The organism is Streptomyces sp. NPDC002795 (assembly GCF_042888725.1).
Lineage (GTDB): Bacteria > Actinomycetota > Actinomycetes > Streptomycetales > Streptomycetaceae > Streptomyces.
In genome coordinates, this window is the sequence record NZ_JBIAQB010000002.1 from 170855 (window position 1) to 192488 (window position 21634).

Genomic DNA, 21634 nt, shown 5'->3' on the forward strand with positions numbered 1-21634 from the left:
CACTGACAGTTAAGGTCACAGACGACGTTCGACCAGGACCGAGAAGGAGAGTCACAGGGGATGCTCAGGCTGGGCCAGCACGAGTTCGGTGTGAACGAGCCGGTGATCATGGCGATCGTGAACCGGACCCCGGACTCCTTCTACGACCAGGGCGCCACCTTCCGGGACGAGCCCGCGCTCGCCCGTGTCGAGCAGGCGGTGTCCGAGGGCGCCATGATCGTGGACATCGGCGGGGTGAAGGCCGGCCCCGGCGAGGAGGTCACCGCCGAGGAGGAGGCGCGGCGGACCGTCGGCTTCGTCGCCGAGGTGCGGCGCCGCTTCCCCGACGTGATCATCAGCGTCGACACCTGGCGGCACGAGGTCGGCGACGCCGTGTGCGAGGCGGGCGCGGATCTGCTCAACGACGCGTGGGGCGGGGTCGACCCGAAGCTCGCGGAGGTCGCGGCGCGCCACCAGGTGGGCCTCGTGTGCACGCACGCGGGCGGCGCCGAGCCCCGCACGCGCCCGCACCGGGTGACGTACGAGGACGTGATGGCGGACATCCTGGACGTGACGGTCGGGTACGCGGAGCGGGCCGTCGCCCTCGGGGTGCCGCGCGAGTCCGTGCTGATCGACCCCGGCCACGACTTCGGGAAGAACACGCGGCACTCCCTGGAGGCGACGCGGCGGCTTCCGGAGATGGTCGACACGGGGTGGCCGGTGCTCGTCTCGCTGTCCAACAAGGACTTCGTCGGCGAGACCCTCGACAAGCCGGTCAAGGAGCGGGTCATCGGGACGCTGGCCACGACCGCCGTGTCGGCGTGGCTCGGGGCGCAGGTCTACCGGGTGCACGAAGTCGCCGAGACGCGGCAGGTGTTGGACATGGTGGCGTCCATCGCGGGCCACCGGCCCCCGGCGGTCGCCCGCCGGGGACTCGCGTAGCGGCCTCTTGGAGGGGCCTACTTACCGGTCTCCTTGGTGACCAGCGTGATCGCCTCCTCCACGTCGTCCGTGATGTGGAACAGCATCAGGTCCACCTCTGAGGCCTTGCCCTGCGCGATCACCGTGTTCTTCAGCCAGTCGACCAGGCCGCTCCAGTACTGCGAACCGAAGAGGACGATCGGGAAGCGCGTCACCTTCGTGGTCTGCACGAGAGTGAGCGCCTCGAAGAGCTCGTCCAATGTGCCGAGGCCGCCGGGGAGCACCACGAAGCCCTGGGCGTACTTCACGAACATCGTCTTCCGTACGAAGAAGTAGCGGAAGTTCAGACCCAGGTCGACGTACGGGTTGAGGCCCTGCTCGAAGGGCAGCTCGATGCCGAGGCCGACCGAGGTGCCCTTGGCCTCCACGGCGCCCTGGTTGGCCGCCTGCATGGCGCCGGGGCCGCCGCCGGTGATCACCGCGAATCCGGCCTCCACCAGGGCCTTGCCGATGGCGACGCCCGCCGCGTACTCCGGAGAGTCCTCCGGGGTGCGCGCAGAGCCGAACACGCTGATCGCGGGCGGCAGTTCGGCGAGCGTGCCGAAGCCTTCGATGAACTCCGACTGGATGCGCAGCACCCGCCACGGGTCGGTGTGCACCCACCCCGAAGGGCCTTCCGTGTCGAGCAGACGCTGGTCGCTCGTCCCGGGCTGCATCTGGTCACGGCGCCTGACCACCGGCCCCGTCCGCTGCTCCACAGGACGTCGCTTGCCCTCCGGGTTGCTCATGGTCCGCTCCCTTCCTGCGCAGGTATCACGCACTTACGTAGAGCAAGGGTAGGTCTACGCGGGTTACCGGCGCGGGACCTCGGCGTATCGGGAAGCCGAGGATCAGGAAGCGGTGAGCCAGGCGGCCAGGCGCTTCTCGCCCTCCAGGATGAGCGACGTCTCGACCCGCTCGTCGATCTTGTGCGCGAAGATCGGGTTGCCGGGGCCGTAATTGACCGCGGGCACGCCCAGCGCACTGAACCGGGAGACGTCGGTCCAGCCGAACTTGGGGCGCACCTCGCCGCCCACCGCGGCCACGAAGGCGGCCGCCGCGGGGTGCGTGAGGCCGGGGCGGGCGCCGCCCGTGTGGTCGTCGACGACGAACTCGTCGATGGGGCAGCCGGCGAAGAAGTCGCGGACGAACTGCTCGGCCTCCTCCATCGACCGGTCGGGCGCGTAGCGGAAGTTGACGGTGACGGCGCACTCGTCCGGGATGACGTTGGTGGCGACGCCGCCCTCGATGCGGACCGCGTTGAGGCCCTCGTGGAACTCCAGTCCGTCGACGACCGGCTTGCGCGGCTCGTAGGCGGCGAGGCGCTCCAGGATCGGGGACGCGGCGTGGATGGCGTTGCTGCCCATCCACGCGCGCGCGGAGTGGGCCCGCTCGCCCTTGGTCTTCAGGATGACGCGCAGGGTGCCCTGGCAGCCGCCCTCGACATCGCCGTTGGTCCCCTCCAGGAGGATCGCGAAGTCGCCCTCCAGCCAGTCGGGGTGGGCGTCGGCCACATGCCCGAGCCCGTTGAGGTGCGCGGCGACCTCTTCGTTGTCGTAGAACACGAACGTGAGGTCGCGGTTGGGCTCGTGGACCGTCTGCGCGATCCGCAGCTGGACCGCGACGCCGGCCTTCATGTCGCTGGTGCCGCAGCCCCACAGGACGCCGTTCTCATCGAGCCGCGACGGCACGTTGTCGGCGATCGGGACCGTGTCGATGTGACCCGCGAGGATGATCCGCTCGTCGTGTCCCAGGTTCGTCCGGGCCACGATGTTGTTGCCGTACCGGTCGACCGTGAGGTGCGGCAGCTCCCGCAGGGCCTCCTCGATCGCGTCGGCGAGCTCCTTCTCGGCTCCACTGGGCGAGGCGAAGTCGACCAACTGGGCGGTGAGGCGCGCGGCGTCCTGCGTGAGGTCAAGGGGGGTGCGGTCCATGGCGCCGAGCCTAATACCCATGGGACGACGGGCCTGTCAGTGGACTCCAGTACCTTGGACGCGTGCCTGAGCCCCCCACTCTCGTCCGGCGCGGCCGCCTCCTTCGTATCGGCGCGGCCGTCGTCGTGCTGCTCGCTGTGGCCACGTACGTGGCCGTGCAGTACGTCACCGGGGGCCGCTCCAAGCCGAGATGCACGGTCATTTCGGCGAACGGGGACGGGGCGACGTACGCGTTCTCCTCCGAGCAGGCGGTGAACGCGGCGACGATCGCCGCCGTCGGCACCTCGCGCGGCATGCCCGAGCGCGCCGTCACGATCGCCCTCGCGACGGCGCTGCAGGAGTCGGGGCTGCGCAATATCGACCACGGCGACCGGGACTCGCTGGGCCTGTTCCAGCAGCGCCCCACGAAGGGCTGGGGCACCGCGGACCAGATCATGGATCCGGCGTACGCGTCCGAGCGCTTCTACGCGCACCTGGCGAAGATCCCCGGTTACTCGCGGCTCCCGCTGACCGCGGCCGCGCAGCGCGTGCAGCGCAGCGGCTATCCGCAGGCGTACGCGAAGCACGAGCCGGACGCCACGTTGCTGGCCGCCTCGCTGACCGGTCGCGCCGCCGCGTCGCTCACCTGCGACGGGCGGGCGGTCGGGGGCGACGCCGCGCGGTCCGGCGACCCCGCGCGCGTGCGGGCCGCGCTCGCCCGTGACTTCGGGCGGGACGTGGCGCCCGCGAAGGGGCCCGGCGAGGGTTCGGTCCGCGTTCCCGTGCCCGCCACCGTCGACTCGGCCGGGGGCGGGGAGCGCCAGCGCGGCTGGGAGCTGGCGCAGTGGGCGGTGGCCAACTCCTCGGCGCTGCGCATCGAGCGGGTGTCCTACGCGGGCCGCGAGTGGGCCGCCGGCGAGTCCGGGGACAAATGGCGCAAGGCGTCGTCCGCGGAGCGGGGCGGGCGGTCCGGTGCCGCGGCCTCGATGTCCGTCGGCGAGGTCCGGATCGTCACCGGGCAGTAGTCCGGGCGCCCACTCGAAGGGGTGATGCGGATCACGCTGGGTGGACGCCTGCGGGGCACCTTCGAGTGAGGGGGCGCGTCACCCTCAAGGCCCTTGCGGGCGGGGCGCTGTAAGGGTTCTTCAGCGGTCGGCGTTGCGTGCACTTTGCCCGTTTCTGCCCTGAACTGATAATGCGACGCATTGCGAACCCTTTACGTTTCCGACCCGCAACCTTCCTGGGGCCTGGGGCGGTTGTCACGGCGTCCGGTCGCCGCACGGCAGCCGGGCACCAAACGTTCTCTCCCGTCTAAGGAGCATCATGTCCCTCCCCCTGACCCGCCGGATCGCCCGTGCCGCGCTGCTCGTAGCGGCAGGAGCGGCGCCCGTGGTCGGTGCGGCCGGCTCCGCGAGCGCCGCCGACCTTCCGGCCACGTCGAACCTGGGTGGTGTGACCGCCCTGGACGGTGCGAACGTGGGCAGCACCGTCGACGGTGCGGCGCAGGACACCACCGGTCTCGCCGGGGCCACCGGCGGCAAGGCCGTCAAGAAGGCCGTTCCCGCGGCGGGCAAGGTCGTGGGCTCGGGTGCGAAGACCGCCACGCCGGCCGCGCAGGAGGCCGCGGGCAGTGCGGCCGGTGGCGCGGGTGAGGTGCTCGGCGAGACGGCCGGGGCCGCGACCGACGGCGGCCTGCCGGTGGGTGGCGGCGGCCTGCCGACCACCGGGGCGCTGGGCGGCCTGCCGATCGGCTGACAGCCAGGATGACCGAACGGGGTGCCGGGAGCGTTCTGCTCCCGGCACCCCGTTCTGGTGCCGTGCCGTGCCGTGGGCGGGCCTGTGCAGCTGTTGCGCGGCACCGGGGTGCCGCCTTGCCCACCCTGCCGCCCAAGGCGGCGGATTGCCCAAGTCGGCGACGCCCGCGTCAGGTCAGCCGGTTCACCGCTGCCGCTACGCGGTCGTCCGAGGCCGTCAGGGCCACTCGTACGAAGGTGGCGCCCGCCTCTCCGTAGAAGTCGCCGGGGGCCACCAGGATGCCGAGGTCGGCCAGGGCGGAGACCGTGTCCCAGCAGGACTCGTCACGGGTGGCCCAGAGGTACAGGCTCGCCTCGCTGTGCTCGATGCGGAAGCCGTGGGCCAGCAGAGCCGAGCGCAGCGTCTCGCGGCGGGCCGCGTAGCGCTCCCGCTGCACCCGTACGTGCTCGTCGTCGCCGAGCGCCGCGACGACCGCCGCCTGCGTCGGCGCGGAGGTCATCATGCCGCCGTGCTTGCGGATCTGGAGGAGCGGGCCGAGCACCGAGGCGTCACCCGCGATGAACGCCGCGCGGTAGCCCGCCAGGTTCGAGCGCTTCGAGAGCGAATGGACGGCGACCAGGCCCTCGTGCGAGCCGCCGTTGACGTCCGGGTGCAGGACCGAGACCGGGTCGGCCTCCCAGCCCAGCTCCAGGTAGCACTCGTCGGAGAAGATCAGGATGCCGTGCGAGCGCGCCCAGTCCACGATGCGCTTCAGCTCGTCCTTGGCAAGCACCCGACCCGTGGGGTTCGACGGGGAGTTGAGCCACAGGAGCTTCAGGCCGGTCGGGTCGAGCTCGGTCGGGTCGTCGTAGACGACGTAGTCCGCGCGGGCCAGGCGGGCGCCCACCTCGTACGTCGGGTAGGCGAGCCGCGGGTAGGCCACCTTGTCGCCCGGGCCGAGGCCCAGCTGCGTCGGCAGCCAGGCGACCAGCTCCTTGGAGCCGACGACCGGCAGGACGTTCGTGTGGTCGAAGCCGCGGGCGCCGAGGCGGCGTTCGCACCAGCCGACGAGCGCGTCACGCAGCTCGGGGGTGCCCCAGACCGTCGGGTAGCCGGGCGAGTTCGCGGCGTCGACCAGGGCCTTCTGGATCAGCTCGGGCACCGGGTCGACGGGCGTGCCGACGGAGAGATCGACGATGCCGTCCGGGTGCGCCGCAGCCGTCTTCTTGTACGGCTCCAGCTTGTCCCAGGGGAAGGCGGGGATGCGGTCGATGGGGGCCGGGACGGTGGACACCTGGGGGCTCGCTTTCCTCGTGATGCTTTCTTCGCGACGTGGTGGACAAACACCTCGGTCCCGTACGGCAGTCAGAGCCGTACGGGACCGGGGCAGCGCCTGTGCGTACCGCTGAACTCGGTTACTGGTTCTGCGGCGGCAGCGCGGCGATGAAGGGATAGTCCTTGTCGATCAGGCCCATCTTCGAGGCACCACCGGGCGAGCCGAGATCGTCGAAGAACTCGACGTTCGCCTTGTAGTAGTCCTTCCACTCCTCAGGAGTGTCGTCCTCGTAGAAGATCGCCTCGACCGGGCAGACCGGCTCACAGGCGCCACAGTCGACGCATTCATCCGGGTGGATGTACAAGGACCGCTTGCCCTCGTAGATGCAGTCGACCGGGCACTCCTCGATGCACGCCTTGTCCTTGACGTCGACACAAGGCTGCGCGATGACGTAGGTCACGCTGTCGTTCCTCCTCGATAGGGCGCTGGCGGGCCTCCGCAGGCTCCGCCGCCTGGCGCGCGGGAGCGCGGCGTCGTCGATGCCCACCTCTAGTATCTCCGTTCCTGGGCATGATCCGAACAGGAGGGGTGGGCCGAGCTGTGGAATTCACTGCGGGCGGACGCCTGGAAGTCCGCATTTCAGGCCATGACGTGGGGAAACGCGTCTCTGTGCGACGGGTGAGCGGGGAGGGCTCCGCGGGTCGAAAGTTCACCGACACCGTCGGAGTTCTCACATCGTGGAACGACGGTGTGCTCCTCGTCACACGGAGAAACGGTGAAGGTGTGCGGATCGAGGAGTCCGCGCTGGTCGCGGGCAAGGTCGTACCGGCCGCGCCCGCCCGTCGCCGCGGCCCGTCGGCCACGTATCCGGAGCTCGCCCGCGTCGCCTCGCGCGCGTGGCGGCCGATCGAGAGCGAGCGGCTCGGCGAGTGGGAGCTGAGAGCCTCCGAGGGGTTCACCCGGCGGGCCAACTCGGTGCTCCCCCTGGGTGACCCCGGGTGCCCGCTCGACGACGCGCTGAGTCACGTACAGGAGTGGTACGCGGCCCGTGGCCTTCCGGCGTACGCGCAGACGGCGACCGGGGCCGAGGGGGCGCAGGAAGTGCTGTGCGCCGGGCTTGAGGAGCGCGGGTGGGCGCGCGAGGTGAGCGCCGAGTTGCGGATCGCCGCGCTCGCGCCCATCGGGGACGCGCCGGACGCGCCGCGCGTGCTGCTGAGCCGTGTGCCGGACGAGGCGTGGCTCGCGCGTTACCAGCGCAAGGGGGCGAGCGAGGTCGCGCTGAAGGTGCTGTGCGCCGGTCCATCGGTGTGGTTCGCGACCGTGCCGGGCGAGGGTGACGTGCCCGCAGCGATCGGGCGGTGCGTGGTCGACGGGCGGTGGGCCGGGTTCGCCGCCGTCGAGGTCGACCCTGCGCAGCGGCGTCGAGGGCTCGCCACGGACGTGATGACGGCGCTCGCCCGGCAGGCGCTCGACGAGGGGGCGTCGGCGGCCTGGCTCCAGGTCGAGGCGGAGAACGAGGGGGCGCGCGCCCTCTACGACCGCATGGGTTTCGCCACGCATCACACGTACCACCACTACCGTGCTCCGGAACGGCGTGGCGGGTGACGCGTTCCCGGCCGGGGGTCCGGGGGTTGCCCCCGGGAGACGCAGCACCACTATCGTGCTCCGGAACGGCGTGGCGAGTGACGCGCTCCTCCGGCCGGGGGTCCGGGGGTTGCCCCCGGGAGACGCAGCACCACTACCGTGCTCCGGAACGGCGTGGCGGACTCGTCGGCTGATGCCGTAGCGACGAATGCCGTATCGATCGGCCTGAGAGGGCACGAGGCACGTATGTCCCCCCACCTTTCCCCCCGTTCCACGGAGCTGCGGCGGCGGTTCGCCGAAGAGGCGCGGGCCGAGCGGCCCGATCTGGCGCAGCTGTGTCTGCTGCTCGCCGCGCAGGGCGACGCCGCGCTCGACGAGGCCGGCATGGACGCCGTGCAGATCGAGCTGGACGAGCTCGCCGGGCGGCTGCCGTACCGGCCCGGTTCGCCGCACGGCTGGGCCACCGCGTGCGCCCAGCTGCTCGGGGCGCGCGCCGGTTTCCACGGCACGCCGAACGACTACCAGCGGCTGGAGTCGTCCCTCCTGCACGAGGTCGTACGGCGTCGCAGAGGGCTGCCGATCCTGTTGTCCGTGGTGTGGCTGGAGGTGGCCCGGCGGGCGGGGGCGCCGGTGTGCGGGGTGGCCCTGCCGGGGCACTTCGTGGTCGGCTTCGGCCCTCCTGAGAAGCCGGAGGATCAGGTGCTGGCCGATCCGTTCGACGGTGGGCGGGTGCTGACCGGGCCCGACGCGCAGATGCTGGTGGCGGGAGCGACGGGCGGCCCGCTGGATCCTTCGATGCTGCAGCCCGCCGACCCACTGGACGTGGTGCTGCGGATCCTCAACAACATCCGGGCGTGGGCGGCGACGCGGCCCGAGCGCTCCGACGTGTCGATGTGGGCCGTGGAGTTGTCGCTGCTGCTGCCCGCACACCCGGCGCGACTGCGCTACGAGCGGGCCCAACTGCTCGTACGCCGTGGGGACTTCGTTAACGGGGCAGTGGAGCTGGAGGCGTACGCGGACGTGGTCGGGGCCGTCGACGAGACGGCGGCGGAGTCGGTGCGGGAGCAGGCGCGGGCGGCCCGCGCGATGCTGAACTGAGCGGCCACGTCCGCTGCCGCGTCCGCCGTCGCGCGCGGGAAGGGTTCGCGCCGCCCGAGAGCTGTTGACCTTGCGGGTCGGCGGGGTGCGCGTGAGTCCCGCATGACGGATGTCATGCGGGACTCGTGACGCGGGTGCGCGGGTGCGCGGGTGGAGCTCCTTCGGGCCTACGAGGCGTTCGTCTGGATCTCCGCGGTGCGCTCGGCGGAGGTCTTGCCGAGCAGCGCCTTGCCGATGGCGGCGGCCACGTCCGTGGGCTGGACCGGCGTCTTCTTGCCGGTGCCGCGGGTGACGAGGACGCCGTCGAAGGTCGTGCCGTACAGCTTCTTGAGCTCCGGGAGGTTGTACTTCTCGACCAGCTTCCCGTTGACCGGCTGGACGCTCAGGATCTTCGGCAGCGACTTGTCGGGGCCGAACTGGATCGAGGCGCCGCCCGCCTTGACCGTGATCAGTCCGGACATCGCGGGCTCGGCGAACTGCTGCATCTTCCGGTCGACCTCGGCGTCCGCGATCGTCGGCTTCTGCGTCGACGTCGCCAGCGGGACCGCTCCGGACGCGCCGGTCTCGATCTGCGCGTGGTACGCGTCCTTGACGGCGGCGGCCGACTGGGCGATGTCGAGCCCCTTGCCGGTCTTGCCGTAGACGGGAACGGCCTTGCCCGGCGCGAACTTGATCGTGCCGTCGCCGGACGCGGCGGCGCCGCCCGCGGCCCGCTGCAGGGACGCGGCCAGCTTCTCCTCGTCGACGGGCATGACCGGGGCCACGACTCGCTCGTTGCCGAACAGTGAGCCGATCACCGAGACCGGGTTGTAGTCGCTGCCCGCGGCGGCGGCGACGGTCGACGCGGTGTCGAAGGAGAGGCCTGCCTGGGCCGGCTCCATCGCCACGCTCTTGCCGCCGACCTGCAGCTTCAGCGCCTGTTCCGTGCGCTTGCCGAGGGCGTTCTCCAGCTTGGTGGTCGCCTCGTCGCGGGTACCGCCGCCGATGTCGACGCCGGCGACGGTGGTGCCCTTCGGGACGTCGGCGTGGTTCATCAACAGGCCCGCGCCGTACGCGACTCCGGCCAGGCCGACGACGCCCGCGCCGAGCAGCACCAGCTTGTTGCGGCCCTTCTTCTTGGGCGCGGGGGTGGAAGGCACCGGGTCGGGCAGCTTCGGCGGGGTGTGCACCGCGGGGCCGTCCGGGCCCTGCTGGAACGGGTCGGAGGCGCCGGGGGCCTTGGGGCCGCCACCGGCCGAAGGGACGACCCGCATGCCGCTGGTGAGCGTGTCACCCGAGACGTTGCCACTGGAGGTGTTGCCCCCCGCGGGCGGCTCCGGGGCCGGCTTCTGCGGCGTGAGGATCGCGGTGTCGTCGCTCATCCGCGGCGGCGACTGACCGGCGCCGGGGGCCAGCGGGTTGGCAGCGCCGGGCGGCACCATGGGGCTGTCGCCCGCGGCCGGTCCCGTGGTGGGGCCCGAGGGTCCTTCGCCACGGTCGGGCGCGCCCGGGTCCTGGTTGGCTGAGAAGAACGGCAGGTCGTCGCGGGGACCGGGGGCGCCGCCCGCACCGAGGGGACCTGCCGCCACGGCACCGGACACGTCGAACCCACCGGAGGAACTGCCCGACGGGGTGCCCATGGGCCCACCCGTCGGACCGCCGGACGGGCCGCCGGACGGGCCGCCGGACGGGCCGCCGGTGGGCCTACCCATCGGACCACCCGAAGTGCCACCAGTGGGGCCGCTCATGGGTCCACCCGAGGGACCGCCGGACGGACCACGCATCGGACCGCCCGAGGAACCGCCGGTGGACCCGCCCATCGGACCACCCGAAGTACCGCCGAAGGGACCGTCGGACGAGCCGCCGTTAGGCCTACCCATCGGACCACCCGAAGCGTCGCCGGAGGCGCCGCCCATGGGACCGCCCGAGGCCCCGCCGGACGAGCCGCCCATGGGCCCACCCGAAGTGCCGCCAGAGGCGCCACCCATGGGTCCGCCCGAAGCGCCGCCGGTGGACCCGCCCATCGGACCACCCGAAGTACCGCCGAAGGGACCGCCGGACGAGCCGCCGTTAGGCCCGCCCATCGGACCACCCGAAACGCCGCCGGACGGACCGCCCATGGGACCGCCCGAGGCCCCGCCGGACGAGCCGCCCAGGGGCCCACCCGAAGTACCGCCAGAGGCGCCACCCATGGGACCGCCCGAAGCGCCGCCGGTGGACCCGCCCATCGGACCACCCGAAGTACCGCCGAAGGGACCGTCGGACGAGCCGCCGTTAGGCCTACCCATCGGACCACCCGAAGCGCCGCCGGAGGCGCCGCCCATGGGACCGCCCGAGGCCCCGCCGGACGAACCGCCCAGGGGCCCACCCGAAGTACCGCCAGAGGCGCCACCCATGGGACCGCCCGAAGCGCCGCCGGTGGACCCGCCCATCGGACCACCCGAAGCGCCGCCGGACGGACCGCCCATGGGTCCGCCCGAAGCACCACCGGACGAGCCGCCGCCAGGGCCGCTCATCGGACCACCCGAGGATCCGCCGGACGAACCGGATGAGCCACCCGAAGTGCCAGACGGAACGCCTCCGTTGAGGCCCGGCGCCGGAGGCGTGGCGCCGCCTGCCCCCGCCGTCGGCACCGGGCCGCCGCGTGACCTCCGCGGTGCGAACCAGTCGCTCGTCTTCTCCTCGCTCTGCGGCGCGGGAGCGGTGGGCGCGGAAGGCTCGGGGGCGGCGGGCGCGGAGCCCGTGTCCGCCGGGCCGCCGTACGAGGAGGGCGCCGCCGGGGCGGCGTCCGCTCCCTTGCCCGCGCCGCTCCGCGGGCTGGCGTCGACATCGCTCATCGGCGTCCGCATGACGACCGGCGGGATCGGCCGGGAGCCGGGGATGTTGATCCGGATCCGGGTCGTCAGCGTCGTCTCGGTCTTGGGTGACTCCGGAGCGCTCTGCTCGCCCGGCGGCGTCGCGTCGGCGTCGCCGGACGGCGCGCCCTGCGCGGGCGATCCGTACGGAGGCGTCCCCGACGGGTAGCCGGCAGCGCCGCGCCCCTGGGGCCCGGAGGACGAACTGTCAGTTTCACGACTCAAGGCAGGTTCTCCCGGTTGGCTCCGCCGCCCGTCTCGACCTCTCGCGGGCTGCTCGGCGGCGCGCACCACCATACTGGCCGCCGCCGGAAGTCACTGTGCGACGGATGGCGAATCCGGAACCGCACGCGCCGCGCGACGACCCAAAGTGCTACGTCACTTCCCAAGTCGGGCGGTGGACGTGGGTGGTTGCACGGGCAGCCAGAAGGTGGCACACATCACAGCGACGGCCATCCCTCCGAGGAGGAAGAGGTACGAGCCGGCTCCCGCGCCGAACAAGAAGTCTCCCTCGGGGCGGCTCGCGGTGAGCAGGATCACCGCGAGCACCCAGCCCGCAGCGGGCGCGACGGCCCCCGCGCGACCGCGCGCAAGGCGCGCCCCTCCGTAGAACAGGCCGGCCGCCCCGACGAGCGCGAGCAGCAACCCGCCCGGGAACCAGCCTCCTTGGACGAGCGCCCCGCAGGTCGCGACGACCGCGCCGAGGATGAAAAGGACAAGCAGGGCAGCCGTCCGCCCCGCGCCGAAGCCGCCGAAGCCGAAGGGCAGGTCGACGTTCTGCGCCGCGGGCCCGCCGGTGGCCGCCTTGCCGCTGGACGCCGCGGTCCGCCCGTTCCTGTCGCCGCTCATCGCTCGGTCACTCCCTCAAGGCCCTCGAACAGGTCCTTCTCGTACGGCGATCCGGGCTCGCCCCGCACCAACTCGTAGTACTCGATGTCGAACAGTGGCTGCGCGAGTCCGTTGGAGAGCGCGAAGACGGCGCCCTCGTCCGGCACGTCGACCTGGGTGGCGTGCGCGCGCATCGCGGCCGCCTTCCGCTCGGCGTACGGCCGCCCGTCGATCGCCGCGGTGATCCGCTCGTCGTCGACGACGCCCGGCACGTCGTCCACCGCTGCGGCGACGTCGAAGGGTGTGGCGTCGAGCACGCCTGCGAGCAGGCGGAACCGCTCCTCGACGACCGTGCGCGGCACGCGGTTCCAGTAGATCTTCGCGATCGTGTGCGGCTCCCCGAGGTCGCGCCGGAAGGCGGTCTCGGCGGCGAGGTCGGCGGCGCGCATCGCGACGCGGTGGGCCTGGATGTGATCGGGGTGCCCGTAGCCCCCGTCGGGGTCGTACGTGATCAGGACCTGCGGGCGGGTCTCGCGGATCACGGCGACGAGGTCGGCGGCGGCCTCGTCGAGATCGGCGGCCCAGAAGGCGCCCTCCCGCTCGTTCTGCGGGGCGTCCATCATTCCGGAGTCGCGGAAGCGCCCGGGGCCGCCGAGGAAGCGGTGGTCGGTGACGCCGAGCTCCTTCATGGCGGCGGCCAACTCGCCGATCCGGTGCGGGCCGAGGAGGTTCTCCCGGTCCGGCGCGAGATGCGCCAGTTCGTCCGGAATGACCTCGCCCTCTTCGCCGAGCGTGCAGGTCACCAGCGTGACCTGGGCGCCTTCGGCGGCGTACTTGGCCATGGTGGCGCCATTGTTGATCGACTCGTCGTCGGGGTGCGCATGCACGAGGAGCAGGCGCCTACCTGGCATTTCCGTCATGCCCACAGCCTAGAACGCCCCACTGACACGGCTGGACCGTGATGTCGCCAGAACGTGATGCCGCTAGAACTTGATGCCGCCGACCATGTCCGCCACGTTCGTCGTCAGCTCCTTGATCGTGGGAGCGACGGACGAACTCGCCAGATAGAACCCCAGGAGCACACACACCACCGCGTGCCCCGCCTTCAGTCCCGACTTCTTGATCAGGATGAAGACAATGATCGCGAACAGCACCACGGCCGAGATCGAGAGCGCCACAGCGGTCCTCCTCCAAAGTGATCTGTCGCCGACGGACTCGTACCCACACAGTGCTAACGATCATAACTATCCGTGCCCGCGCGCGAGTCGCGATCGGGGAGCACACGATGCGACCGGGAGCGCACGGGGGCGCGCGGACCTCATCTCTCCCCAGGGCCCTCCTGGCGGATCCTGCTGGAGTCGCGGGCACCGAATGTTCACGGCCGTCCGGACCCAGCCGGATCCGCCAGGAGGGCCCTAGGCTTCACCAATGACCATCGAGACCTTCCCCCGTCAGCACGCGCGTACCCAGCGCTTCACGTTGGGGGCGCCGCGCGCCTTCACGGTGGCGCCGGACGGCGAGCGCGTCGTCTTTCTGCGTTCCTCTTCGGGTACCGATCGGGCGAACGCGCTGTGGGTGCTTGACGTGGCGGGTGGTCAGGAGCGGGTGGCCGCCGACCCGGTGGCCCTGCTCGGAGGGGCGGCGGAGAACCTGTCGGCCGAGGAGCGGGCCCGGCGCGAGCGCAGCCGGGAGGGTGGCGCGGGCATCGTGGGCTACGCGACGGACGCCGCCGCCGAACTGGCCACGTTCGCCCTGTCGGGGCGCCTGTTCGCGGCCGAGCTGCGGGTGGGCACCGCACGCGAACTGCGGGTGCCCGGACCCGTGTTGGACCCGCGGCCCTCCCCCGACGGGCGGCACATCGCGTACGTCGCCCGCGGCGCGCTGCGCGTCGTCGGCGCGGAGGGCGAGGGCGACCGGGCGCTCGCGGAGCCGGAGTCGGAGACCGTGACGTACGGGCTCGCGGAGTTCGCCGCGGCCGAGGAGATGTCCCGGTACCGCGGCCACTGGTGGTCGCCCGGTTCGGACCGCCTGCTCGTGGCCCGCGCCGACGACGCGGACGTACGGCGCTGGTGGATCGCCGACCCCGCGCACCCGGACCGGGAGCCGGCCCGCGTCGCCTACCCGCGCGCCGGCACACCCAACGCCGACGTGCGGCTCTTCGCGTACGACCTCGACGGCGGCCGCACCGAGGTGACCTGGAACCGCAAGGCGTACCCGTACCTGGCTCGTGTGCACTGGTCGGCGGACGGCGCCCCGCTGCTCCTGGTCCAGGCCCGCGACCAGCGCAGCGCGCTCTACCTCGCGGTCAACACGGACGACGGCTCGACGCGCATGGTGCACGCCGACGAGGACGACCAGTGGCTCGAACTGTTCCCCGGGTCGCCGGGCTGGTCGCCGAGCGGACAGCTGGTGCGGATCGCCGACGAAGGGGGCGCACGCGTCCTCGCGGTCGGTGAACGGCCGTTGACCGGGCCCCAGTTGCATGTGCGCGCGGTGCTCGACGTGGGTGAAAGCGACGTACTGGTCTCGGCGTCCGCGGGCGCCGACGCCGAGTCCCCGGAGACCGGCGAGGTGCACGTGTACCGCGTCAACGAACTGGGCGTGCAGCGCGTCTCCACCGAGCCGGGCGTGCACTCGGCGGTCCGCTCGGGCGATGTCACCGTTCTCGTGAGCGCGACACTCGACGGACCCGGCGCACGCGCACGCGTGGAGCGCGACGGCAAGCACGTCGCCGACATCACCTCGGGCGCCGAGCGCCCGCTGCTCTCGCCGCGCGTGACGCTCACGGAGGCCGGGGGCATCCCGTGCGCCGTTCTCCTGCCCTCCTCTTACGAGGAGGGGGACGGCCCGCTGCCGGTGCTCATGGACCCGTACGGCGGCCCGCACGGGCAGCGCGTGGTGTCCGCACACAACCCGCACCTCACCTCGCAGTGGTTCGCCGACCAGGGCTTCGCGGTGATCGTCGCGGACGGCCGGGGCACGCCCGGCATCTCGCCCGGCCGCGAGAAGTCGATCCACGGCGACTTCACACTCACCCTCGACGACCAGGTCACGGCGCTGCACGCGCTCGCCGACCGGTTCCCGCTCGACCTGTCCAAGGTCGCCATGCGCGGCTGGAGTTACGGCGGCTACCTGTCGGCACTCGCCGTGCTGCGCCGCCCCGACGTCTTCCACGCGGGCATCGCGGGCGCCCCGGTCACGGACTGGCGGCTGTACGACACGCACTACACGGAGCGCTACCTGGGCGATCCGGCCGCGTCCCCTCAGACGTACGCGAAGAGCTCCCTGGTGACCGACGACGGGCTCACGGACGCCGCCGAGCAGCACCGGCCGATGCTCGTCGTGCACGGCCTCGCGGACGACAACGTGGTCGTGGCGCACGCCCTGCGGCTGTCCTCGGCGCTGCTCGCGGACGGCCGCCCGCACGAGGTGCTCCCGCTGTCCGGCGTGACCCACATGACGCCCCAGGAGCAGGTCGCCGAGAATCTGCTGCTCCAAGTGGACTTCTTGAAGCGGTCGTTGGGGTTGTAGGCGAACGGGTCCGGGCCGGAGCGACATGCGCTCCGGCCCGGTTCTACGGCACCCGCACGGCCGTACGCGGAACACTCTGGCCTTCGCGCGTATCGGCGCCGGGTCGGCAGAGTTGCCTGCGTGTAAAGACCCGTCAGGCGCCTACTCCGTCGGCACGACGTGCTTCTCTTCGGCGAAGTGGCAGGCCGACGGGTGGCTCGCCGGAGTGTCGCCGCCCCGGAAGACCTCGGGCACCGCCAGCAGCGGCTCTTCGTCCGCGCAGCGCTGCTGCGCCTTCCAGCAGCGGGTGCGGAAGTGGCAGCCGGAGGGCGGGTTGGAGGGCGAGGGCACGTCGCCGGAGAGCAGGATGCGCTCGCGGCCCTCGCGCGCCTCCGGGTCGGGCACCGGCACCGCCGACAGCAGCGCCTGCGTGTAGGGGTGCGTCGGGTGCTCGTAGATCTCGGCGTCCGAACCGATCTCGACGATGCGCCCCAGGTACATCACGCCGACCCGGTCGGAGATGTGCCGCACGATGGACAGGTCGTGCGCGATGAACACGTAACTGAGGTCGAACTCGCTCTGCAAACGGTCCAGCAGGTTCACCACCTGCGCCTGCACGGACACATCGAGCGCGGACACCGGCTCGTCCGCGACGATGATCTCGGGCCGCAGCGCGAGCCCGCGCGCGATGCCGATGCGCTGGCGCTGGCCGCCGGAGAACTGGTGCGGGTACCGGTTGATGTACTCCGGGTTGAGCCCGACGACGTCGAGGAGGTCCTGGACCTTCCTCCTGCGGTCGCCCTTCGGGGCCACCTCGGGATGGATCTCGTACGGCTCCCCGATGATGTCGCCGACCGTCATACGGGGGTTCAAGGACGTGTACGGGTCCTGGAACACCATCTGGATGTTGCGGCGGACCGCCTTCAGGGCGCGCCCGGACAGCGTGCTGATGTCCTCGCCCTTGTACGTGATGACGCCGGCGGTCGGCCGCTCCAGGTTCACCAGCATCTTCGCGACCGTGGACTTGCCGCAGCCGGACTCGCCCACGATGCCGAGAGTCTCGCCCTGCCCGAGGTCGAAGTCCACCCCGTCGACGGCCTTCACCGAGCCGATCTGCTTCTTGACGAGGACGCCCTGGGTGAGCGGGTAGTGCTTGGTCAGTCCGCGTACCTGGAGGAGGGGTTCGTGCCCCGAGGCCGAGCCGTTCTCCGCGTAGTCGTTCTCGGCCTGCGCCCTGTGGAGGAGGTGTTCGGCGATCCTGCCCTCGCGCTTCAGGTCGTCCTTGCTCACGTGCTTACCTTGTTGCGGCATCGAGGGTCTCCTTCCAGAAGTGGCAGGCGCTGCGGCGTTCTTCGGAGACGCGGGCGAGGGGCGGTACGTCCGTGCGGCACACGTCCTGGGCCATCGGGCAGCGCGGGTTGAAGGCGCAGCCGGGCGGGATGTGCATGAGGTTCGGCGGGAGCCCCTTGATGGCGAAGAGCTCCTGCCCCTTCTGGTCGAGGCGCGGGATCGACTCCAGCAGTCCCTTGGTGTACGGGTGGGCGGGCGCCTTGTAGATCTCGTGCACCGGCGCCTGTTCGACGATCCGGCCCGCGTACATGACGGCGATCTTGTCGGCGACGTCCGCCACGACACCCAGGTCGTGCGTGATGAGGATCAGCCCCATGTTGAGCTCGCGTTGCAGCTCGGCGAGGAGGTCCATCACCTGGGCCTGCACGGTGACGTCGAGGGCGGTCGTCGGCTCGTCCGCGATGATCAGCGAGGGTTCGAGGGCGAGCGCCATCGCGATCATGATGCGCTGGCGCATACCGCCGGAGAACTGGTGCGGGTACTGGCTCACCCGCTCCTTCGCGGCCGGGATGCGCACCCGGTCCATCAGCTCGACGGCCCTGGCCCGCGCGTCCTTCTTCGACATCCCCTTGTGGACGACGAACATCTCGCCGAGCTGCTCCCCCACCGTGAGCACGGGGTTCAGCGACGACAGCGCGTCCTGGAAGATCATCGCCATGTCGGCGCCGCGGATCTTCCGCCGCTCCTCCTCCTTGAGCTTCAGCAGATCCCTGTCCTTGAAGAGGATCTCGCCACCGGAGATGCGGCCCGGCGGCATGTCGAGGATGCCCATCACGGCCTGCGCGGTGACCGACTTGCCGGAGCCGGACTCGCCGAGGACGGCGAGCGTCTCCCCCTCGTCGACGGTGTAGTTGACGCCGTTGACCGCCTTGGCGACTCCGTCGCGCGTACGGAACTCGACGTGCAGATCGCGTACTTCCAGCAAAGCCATGTGCGGCTACCTCAGCTTGGGGTCGAGGGCGTCGCGCACCGCGTCGCCGAGCATGATGAACGCCAGCACCGTGAGGGCCAGCGCCCCCGCCGGATACAGCAGCATGTGCGGGGCGTTGCGGATGTACGGGGCGGCGTTGGAGATGTCGATGCCCCAGGAGACCGCCGGCGGTTTGAGGCCGACGCCGAGGAACGAGAGCGTCGCCTCCAGGGCGATGTACGTGCCGAGCGCGATGGTCGCGACGACGATCACCGGGGCGACGGCGTTCGGCAGGATGTGCCGCAGCAGGATCCGCGAGTTGGAGGCGCCGAGGGTGCGCGCCGCGTGCACGTAGTCGTTCTCCTTGACCGTGATGACGGAGCCGCGGGCGATGCGGGAGATCTGCGGCCAGCCCAGCAACACGATAAACCCGACCACCGGCCACACCGTCGTCGAGGTCACCACGGACAGCAGGACCAGGCCCCCGAGGATGACGGGGATGCCGAAGAAGATGTCGGCGACGCGGGACAGCAGGGCGTCCGCCCACCGCCCGAAGAAGCCGGCGAGCGCGCCCAGGATCCCGCCGAGGAGCGCCACCCCTGCGGTGGCGCAGACGCCGACGGTGATCGAGGCGCGGGCCCCGTACACGGTGCGCGTGTACACGTCGCAGCCCTGCGCGTCGTAGCCGAAGGGGTGTCCCGAGCTGGACGTTTCCTGGCCGTGGGCGAGGTCGCAGTCGTTGGGGTCGCCGCCCGTGAGCAGCTGCGGCCAGATCGCGACGATCACCAGGAACAGGATGATCAGCCCCGAGATGATGAAGACCGGGTTGCGGCGCAGCGAGCGCCAGGCGTCCGACCACAGCGAGCGCGCGGGTCCTTCGGCGCCGCCGCCCTCGGGTGTGCCGGGCGTCAGCTGGGCCTCGACGGTGACCGGGGTGACGGGCTCAGGCATAGCGGATCCTCGGGTCAAGGACGGCGTAGAGCAGGTCGACGATGAGGTTGGCGAGCAGGAAGACGATCACCAGGACGGTCACGAAGCCGACCACGGTCGGCGAGGACTGGTGCAGGATGCCCTGGTAGAGCTGGTAGCCGACGCCGCGGATGTTGAAGATCCGCTCGGTCACGATGGCGCCGCCCATCAGGGCGCCGATGTCGGTGCCGATGAACGTGACCACCGGGATCAGCGAGTTGCGCAGCAGGTGCCGCCAGATGATGCGGCGCCGCGGCAGGCCCTTGGCGACGGCGGTGCGGACGTAGTCGGAGCGGGCGTTCTCCGCGACGGACGTGCGGGTCAGGCGGGTCACGTACGCGAGGGAGACCGAGGCGAGGACGAGGCCCGGCAGGATCAGCTCGCTCAGTGGCGCCTCGTACGCCACGGAGGGTTTGACGATCCCCCACTCCATGCCGAACAGGAGCTGGGCGACGAGGCCGGTCACGAACGTCGGTACGGAGATCACGACCAGGGTCAGGACGAGCACACCCGTGTCGATGGGCTTGCCGCGGCGCAGTCCTGTGATGACGCCGAGGGAGATGCCGATGACGATCTCGAAGACGATCGCCACGAACGTCAGCTTGATGGTGACGGGGTAGGCGCGGAGCATCAGGTCGGAGACGGAGTCGCCGTTGAAGGCGGTGCCGAAGTCACCCTGGAAGATGTTGCCGAGGTAGATCAGGTACTGCTGCACCAGCGGCTTGTCGAGGTTGAACTGCTCGCGCAGCGCCGCCTGGGTGGCCGGGTCGCAGGCCTTGTCGCCGCAGAGCGCCGCGGTGGGGTCGCCCATGACGTTGACCATGAGGAAGATCAGCAGCGTGGTGCCGATGAACACCGGGATCATCTGCAGCAGCCGTCGGATCACATAACGCCCCACGGCACCTCCCTCACATAACCCGAGCGGTCGTGGTTCTCAGTCACTGACGGTCATCTCCTCGAAGACCGGCACGCTGAAGGGGTTGAGCTTCACGTCGTGCACGCGGGTGCCGTAGACGGCGGTGCCGTTCTGGTACCAGAGCGGGATCGCGGGGAGCTGCTCGGCGAGGATCCGCTCGGAGTCCTGGAAGTCCTTGACCGCGCTCTTCGGGTCCGGGTCCGCGTTGGCCTTGTTGATCAGCGCGTCGAACCGCTTGTCGCTCCACTTGCCGTCGTTGCTGGGGGCGCCCGTGGTGTAGACGGGCTGGAGGAAGTTCTGGATCAGCGGGTAGTCCATCTGCCAGCCGCTGCGGAAGGGGCCGCTGAACTTGCCGCTCTGGATCTGCGTACGGAAGTCGGCGAAGGTGCCCACCGGATTGCCGACGCAGGACTTCGAGTTGCCCATGACCCGGTTGACGCTGTTGCAGATGGCGTCGACCCACTGCTTGTGGTTGCCGGTGTCGGCGTTGTAGCTGACGACGAGTTTGCCGCCGGGGAAGCCGCCGCCCTCGTCGATCAGTTGCTTGGCCTTCTTGGGGTCGTACTCGCAGCGGTCGCCGCAGATGTCGGGGTTGTAGCCGCCCTCCTCGCGGAGCACGGGTGAGGTCCAGTCCTTGGCGGGGATGCGGGTCTTCTGGAAGATCTTGTCGGTGATCTGCTCACGGTTGATGGCGAGCGAGACGCCGCGGCGGACCTTGAGGGCGTCGGCGGTGCTCCAGTCCTTGTCGTACATCGGGAACATCAGCGTCTGGATGATGCCGGCCGGGGTGTTGATGTACCGGTCGTCGATGTCCTTGTGGAGATTGCTGAGCTGCTCGGCGGGGACGGCGTCGGTCACGTCCAGCTGGCCGGCCACGACATCGGTGTACGCGGTGTTGTCGTCGGTGTAGACGAGCAGGTCGACGCCCTTGTTTCGGGGTTTGGTGCCGTTGTACTCGTCGTTGAGACGTAGCTTCATGCGGCCGCCGCGCTCGTAGTCCGTCACCGCGTACGGGCCGTTGCCGAACGGCTTCTCCAGCCAGGCGTCGTGGTCGGTGAAGAACTTCTTCGGCAGCGGCGAGAAGGCGGCGTAGCCGAGCATGTCGGGGAAGAGCGAGAACTTCTGATTCAGCTTGACCGTGAAGTGCAGGTCGTCGACGGCCTTGAGCCCGGAGAGCTTCTTCGCCGTGGGCTTCCCCTTGACGGGGTGAACCTTGTCGTAGCCGTCGATGTAGCCGAAGAAGTCGGCGCCGATCTGCGCGTTCGGCAGGTAGGCGGCGTAGTTCCAGGCGTCGATGAACGACTGCGAGGTGACCTTCGTGCCGTCCGCGAACTTCCAGCCGTCCTTCAGCGTGACCTTGAAGTTCTGCGCGTCGTCGCTGCTGATCGACTTCGCGACGGCGTACTTGGGCTCGGCGGTTTCGGGGTCGTAGATCTTGAGCCCCCGGAAGATCATGTCGAGGACCTTGCCGCCGTTGACCTCGTTGGTGTTCGCCGGCTCCAGCGGGTTCTGCGGGTCGCCCCACTTCGCCCGCACGACACCCGACTCGGTGGCCGTGGCCCCACAGGACGCGAGCCAGGGCACTGCAAGCACCAGGGCGGCGGCCAGGGCACCGGTACGCAGGCCGAGGCGCATCAGGGTCCTCCAGAGGGCGGTACGGGGACGGGCCTTGGGGACATTTGACCTGCGGTGACCGGGGACCGCCCGCTGGGTCACCCGAATGAGGTGAGTCGCGGGCGCGGGGGCGACGGAGCGGGTGGCGCGGCTACCGTC

Annotated in this window: 20 protein-coding genes; 7 read left to right on the forward strand and 13 right to left on the reverse strand. The window is 71.1% G+C overall.

Translation table 11 applies throughout. The annotated features are described in order from the left end of the window. Positions 1–60 precede the first annotated feature (60 nt). Positions 61–921, forward strand: coding sequence for a dihydropteroate synthase (gene folP, locus ACFYWS_RS05300; RefSeq protein WP_389269764.1), 861 nt, complete (start codon positions 61–63; stop codon positions 919–921). 17 nt (positions 922–938) lie between these two features. Here the strand turns inward: folP and ACFYWS_RS05305 are convergent, their stop codons facing one another. Beyond that, entirely contained in the window at positions 939–1688 is a 750-nt protein-coding gene (locus ACFYWS_RS05305; RefSeq protein ID WP_351333434.1) for a TIGR00730 family Rossman fold protein, read from the reverse strand. 102 nt (positions 1689–1790) lie between these two features. After that, on the reverse strand, positions 1791–2873 hold the full coding sequence (dapE, locus tag ACFYWS_RS05310; protein ID WP_389269766.1) for a succinyl-diaminopimelate desuccinylase: 1083 nt from the start codon (positions 2871–2873) through the stop codon (positions 1791–1793). Positions 2874–2935: 62 nt separating this feature from the next. On the opposite strand from dapE, the gene ACFYWS_RS05315 reads away from it, so the two are divergent. Together ACFYWS_RS05315 and ACFYWS_RS05320 are read left to right on the forward strand one after the other, a co-directional pair. Beyond that, entirely contained in the window at positions 2936–3877 is a 942-nt protein-coding gene (locus tag ACFYWS_RS05315) for a heavy metal transporter (RefSeq protein ID WP_389269768.1), read from the forward strand. A 298-nt stretch (positions 3878–4175) separates the two neighbouring features. Then, a complete protein-coding gene (locus ACFYWS_RS05320) occupies positions 4176–4607 on the forward strand; it encodes an ATP-binding protein (RefSeq protein ID WP_389269770.1) in 432 nt (143 codons plus the stop codon). Positions 4608–4776: 169 nt separating this feature from the next. On the opposite strand, the gene ACFYWS_RS05325 is transcribed toward ACFYWS_RS05320, so the two are convergent. Both ACFYWS_RS05325 and fdxA read right to left on the reverse strand, forming a co-directional pair. Next, positions 4777–5880, reverse strand: coding sequence for a bifunctional succinyldiaminopimelate transaminase/glutamate-prephenate aminotransferase (locus ACFYWS_RS05325; RefSeq protein ID WP_389269772.1), 1104 nt, complete (start codon positions 5878–5880; stop codon positions 4777–4779). A gap of 121 nt (positions 5881–6001) precedes the next feature. Next, positions 6002–6322, reverse strand: coding sequence for a ferredoxin (gene fdxA, locus ACFYWS_RS05330; RefSeq protein WP_266713752.1), 321 nt, complete (start codon positions 6320–6322; stop codon positions 6002–6004). Positions 6323–6462: 140 nt separating this feature from the next. Here fdxA and ACFYWS_RS05335 point away from each other — a divergent pair, with 140 nt between their 5' ends. Both ACFYWS_RS05335 and ACFYWS_RS05340 read left to right on the forward strand, forming a co-directional pair. Then, the gene (locus ACFYWS_RS05335; protein ID WP_389269774.1) at positions 6463–7467 is read left to right on the forward strand and encodes a GNAT family N-acetyltransferase; all 1005 of its coding nucleotides are present in this window, start codon (positions 6463–6465) and stop codon (positions 7465–7467) included. A 225-nt stretch (positions 7468–7692) separates the two neighbouring features. Further along, positions 7693–8544, forward strand: a complete 852-nt coding sequence (locus ACFYWS_RS05340; protein WP_389269776.1) for a transglutaminase-like domain-containing protein — start codon at positions 7693–7695, stop codon at positions 8542–8544. Between the two features lie 167 nt (positions 8545–8711). Here ACFYWS_RS05340 and ACFYWS_RS05345 read toward each other — a convergent pair whose 3' ends face one another. Continuing rightward, positions 8712–10235, reverse strand: a complete 1524-nt coding sequence (locus tag ACFYWS_RS05345) for a hypothetical protein (protein ID WP_389269778.1) — start codon at positions 10233–10235, stop codon at positions 8712–8714. An 892-nt stretch (positions 10236–11127) separates the two neighbouring features. On the opposite strand from ACFYWS_RS05345, the gene ACFYWS_RS05350 reads away from it, so the two are divergent. Further along, complete coding sequence (locus ACFYWS_RS05350; RefSeq protein WP_389269780.1) at positions 11128–11547, forward strand: hypothetical protein; 420 nt, start codon at positions 11128–11130, stop codon at positions 11545–11547. A gap of 209 nt (positions 11548–11756) precedes the next feature. Here the strand turns inward: ACFYWS_RS05350 and ACFYWS_RS05355 are convergent, their stop codons facing one another. The 3 genes from ACFYWS_RS05355 to ACFYWS_RS05365 form a co-directional block, all read right to left on the reverse strand. Next, the gene (locus ACFYWS_RS05355; RefSeq protein ID WP_389269782.1) at positions 11757–12227 is read right to left on the reverse strand and encodes a DUF6113 family protein; all 471 of its coding nucleotides are present in this window, start codon (positions 12225–12227) and stop codon (positions 11757–11759) included. Then, on the reverse strand, positions 12224–13126 hold the full coding sequence (gene mshB / locus ACFYWS_RS05360) for an N-acetyl-1-D-myo-inositol-2-amino-2-deoxy-alpha-D-glucopyranoside deacetylase (protein WP_389269784.1): 903 nt from the start codon (positions 13124–13126) through the stop codon (positions 12224–12226). Before mshB ends, ACFYWS_RS05355 begins: the two co-directional genes overlap by 4 nt. A 63-nt stretch (positions 13127–13189) precedes the next feature. Continuing rightward, positions 13190–13384, reverse strand: coding sequence for a hypothetical protein (locus ACFYWS_RS05365; RefSeq protein WP_351333402.1), 195 nt, complete (start codon positions 13382–13384; stop codon positions 13190–13192). A gap of 250 nt (positions 13385–13634) precedes the next feature. Between ACFYWS_RS05365 and ACFYWS_RS05370 the strand changes: the two genes are divergently transcribed. Further along, a complete protein-coding gene (locus ACFYWS_RS05370; protein ID WP_389269786.1) occupies positions 13635–15737 on the forward strand; it encodes a prolyl oligopeptidase family serine peptidase in 2103 nt (700 codons plus the stop codon). Positions 15738–15878: 141 nt separating this feature from the next. On the opposite strand, the gene ACFYWS_RS05375 is transcribed toward ACFYWS_RS05370, so the two are convergent. From ACFYWS_RS05375 to ACFYWS_RS05395, 5 genes are read right to left on the reverse strand one after another with little or no spacing between them, the layout of a single operon-like run. Then, on the reverse strand, positions 15879–17027 hold the full coding sequence (locus ACFYWS_RS05375) for an ABC transporter ATP-binding protein (RefSeq protein WP_389269788.1): 1149 nt from the start codon (positions 17025–17027) through the stop codon (positions 15879–15881). Beyond that, positions 17011–17997, reverse strand: a complete 987-nt coding sequence (locus ACFYWS_RS05380; protein WP_389269790.1) for an ABC transporter ATP-binding protein — start codon at positions 17995–17997, stop codon at positions 17011–17013. The genes ACFYWS_RS05375 and ACFYWS_RS05380 overlap by 17 nt, the downstream gene beginning before the upstream one ends. A 6-nt stretch (positions 17998–18003) precedes the next feature. Further along, positions 18004–18927: an ABC transporter permease gene (locus ACFYWS_RS05385; protein ID WP_389269792.1), complete on the reverse strand. Its 924-nt coding sequence runs from the start codon at positions 18925–18927 to the stop codon at positions 18004–18006. Then, entirely contained in the window at positions 18920–19843 is a 924-nt protein-coding gene (locus tag ACFYWS_RS05390; protein WP_389269794.1) for an ABC transporter permease, read from the reverse strand. Before ACFYWS_RS05390 ends, ACFYWS_RS05385 begins: the two co-directional genes overlap by 8 nt. Before the next feature lie 36 nt (positions 19844–19879). Continuing rightward, positions 19880–21496, reverse strand: coding sequence for an ABC transporter substrate-binding protein (locus ACFYWS_RS05395; RefSeq protein ID WP_389269796.1), 1617 nt, complete (start codon positions 21494–21496; stop codon positions 19880–19882). Positions 21497–21634 lie beyond the last annotated feature (138 nt).

Excerpts from the sequence above, each read along its gene's own strand:
- folP (WP_389269764.1), top strand. The coding sequence starts at position 61 with ATGCTCAGGCTGGGCCAGCACGAGTTCGGTGTGAACGAGCCGGTGATC.
- ACFYWS_RS05305 (WP_351333434.1), bottom strand. The coding sequence starts at position 1,688 with ATGAGCAACCCGGAGGGCAAGCGACGTCCTGTGGAGCAGCGGACGGGG.
- dapE (WP_389269766.1), bottom strand. The coding sequence starts at position 2,873 with ATGGACCGCACCCCCCTTGACCTCACGCAGGACGCCGCGCGCCTCACC.
- ACFYWS_RS05320 (WP_389269770.1), top strand. The coding sequence starts at position 4,176 with ATGTCCCTCCCCCTGACCCGCCGGATCGCCCGTGCCGCGCTGCTCGTA.
- ACFYWS_RS05340 (WP_389269776.1), top strand. The coding sequence starts at position 7,693 with ATGTCCCCCCACCTTTCCCCCCGTTCCACGGAGCTGCGGCGGCGGTTC.
- ACFYWS_RS05345 (WP_389269778.1), bottom strand. The coding sequence starts at position 10,235 with ATGGGTAGGCCCACCGGCGGCCCGTCCGGCGGCCCGTCCGGCGGCCCG.
- ACFYWS_RS05355 (WP_389269782.1), bottom strand. The coding sequence starts at position 12,227 with ATGAGCGGCGACAGGAACGGGCGGACCGCGGCGTCCAGCGGCAAGGCG.
- mshB (WP_389269784.1), bottom strand. The coding sequence starts at position 13,126 with ATGACGGAAATGCCAGGTAGGCGCCTGCTCCTCGTGCATGCGCACCCC.
- ACFYWS_RS05370 (WP_389269786.1), top strand. The coding sequence starts at position 13,635 with ATGACCATCGAGACCTTCCCCCGTCAGCACGCGCGTACCCAGCGCTTC.
- ACFYWS_RS05375 (WP_389269788.1), bottom strand. The coding sequence starts at position 17,027 with ATGCCGCAACAAGGTAAGCACGTGAGCAAGGACGACCTGAAGCGCGAG.
- ACFYWS_RS05380 (WP_389269790.1), bottom strand. The coding sequence starts at position 17,997 with ATGGCTTTGCTGGAAGTACGCGATCTGCACGTCGAGTTCCGTACGCGC.
- ACFYWS_RS05385 (WP_389269792.1), bottom strand. The coding sequence starts at position 18,927 with ATGCCTGAGCCCGTCACCCCGGTCACCGTCGAGGCCCAGCTGACGCCC.
- ACFYWS_RS05395 (WP_389269796.1), bottom strand. The coding sequence starts at position 21,496 with ATGCGCCTCGGCCTGCGTACCGGTGCCCTGGCCGCCGCCCTGGTGCTT.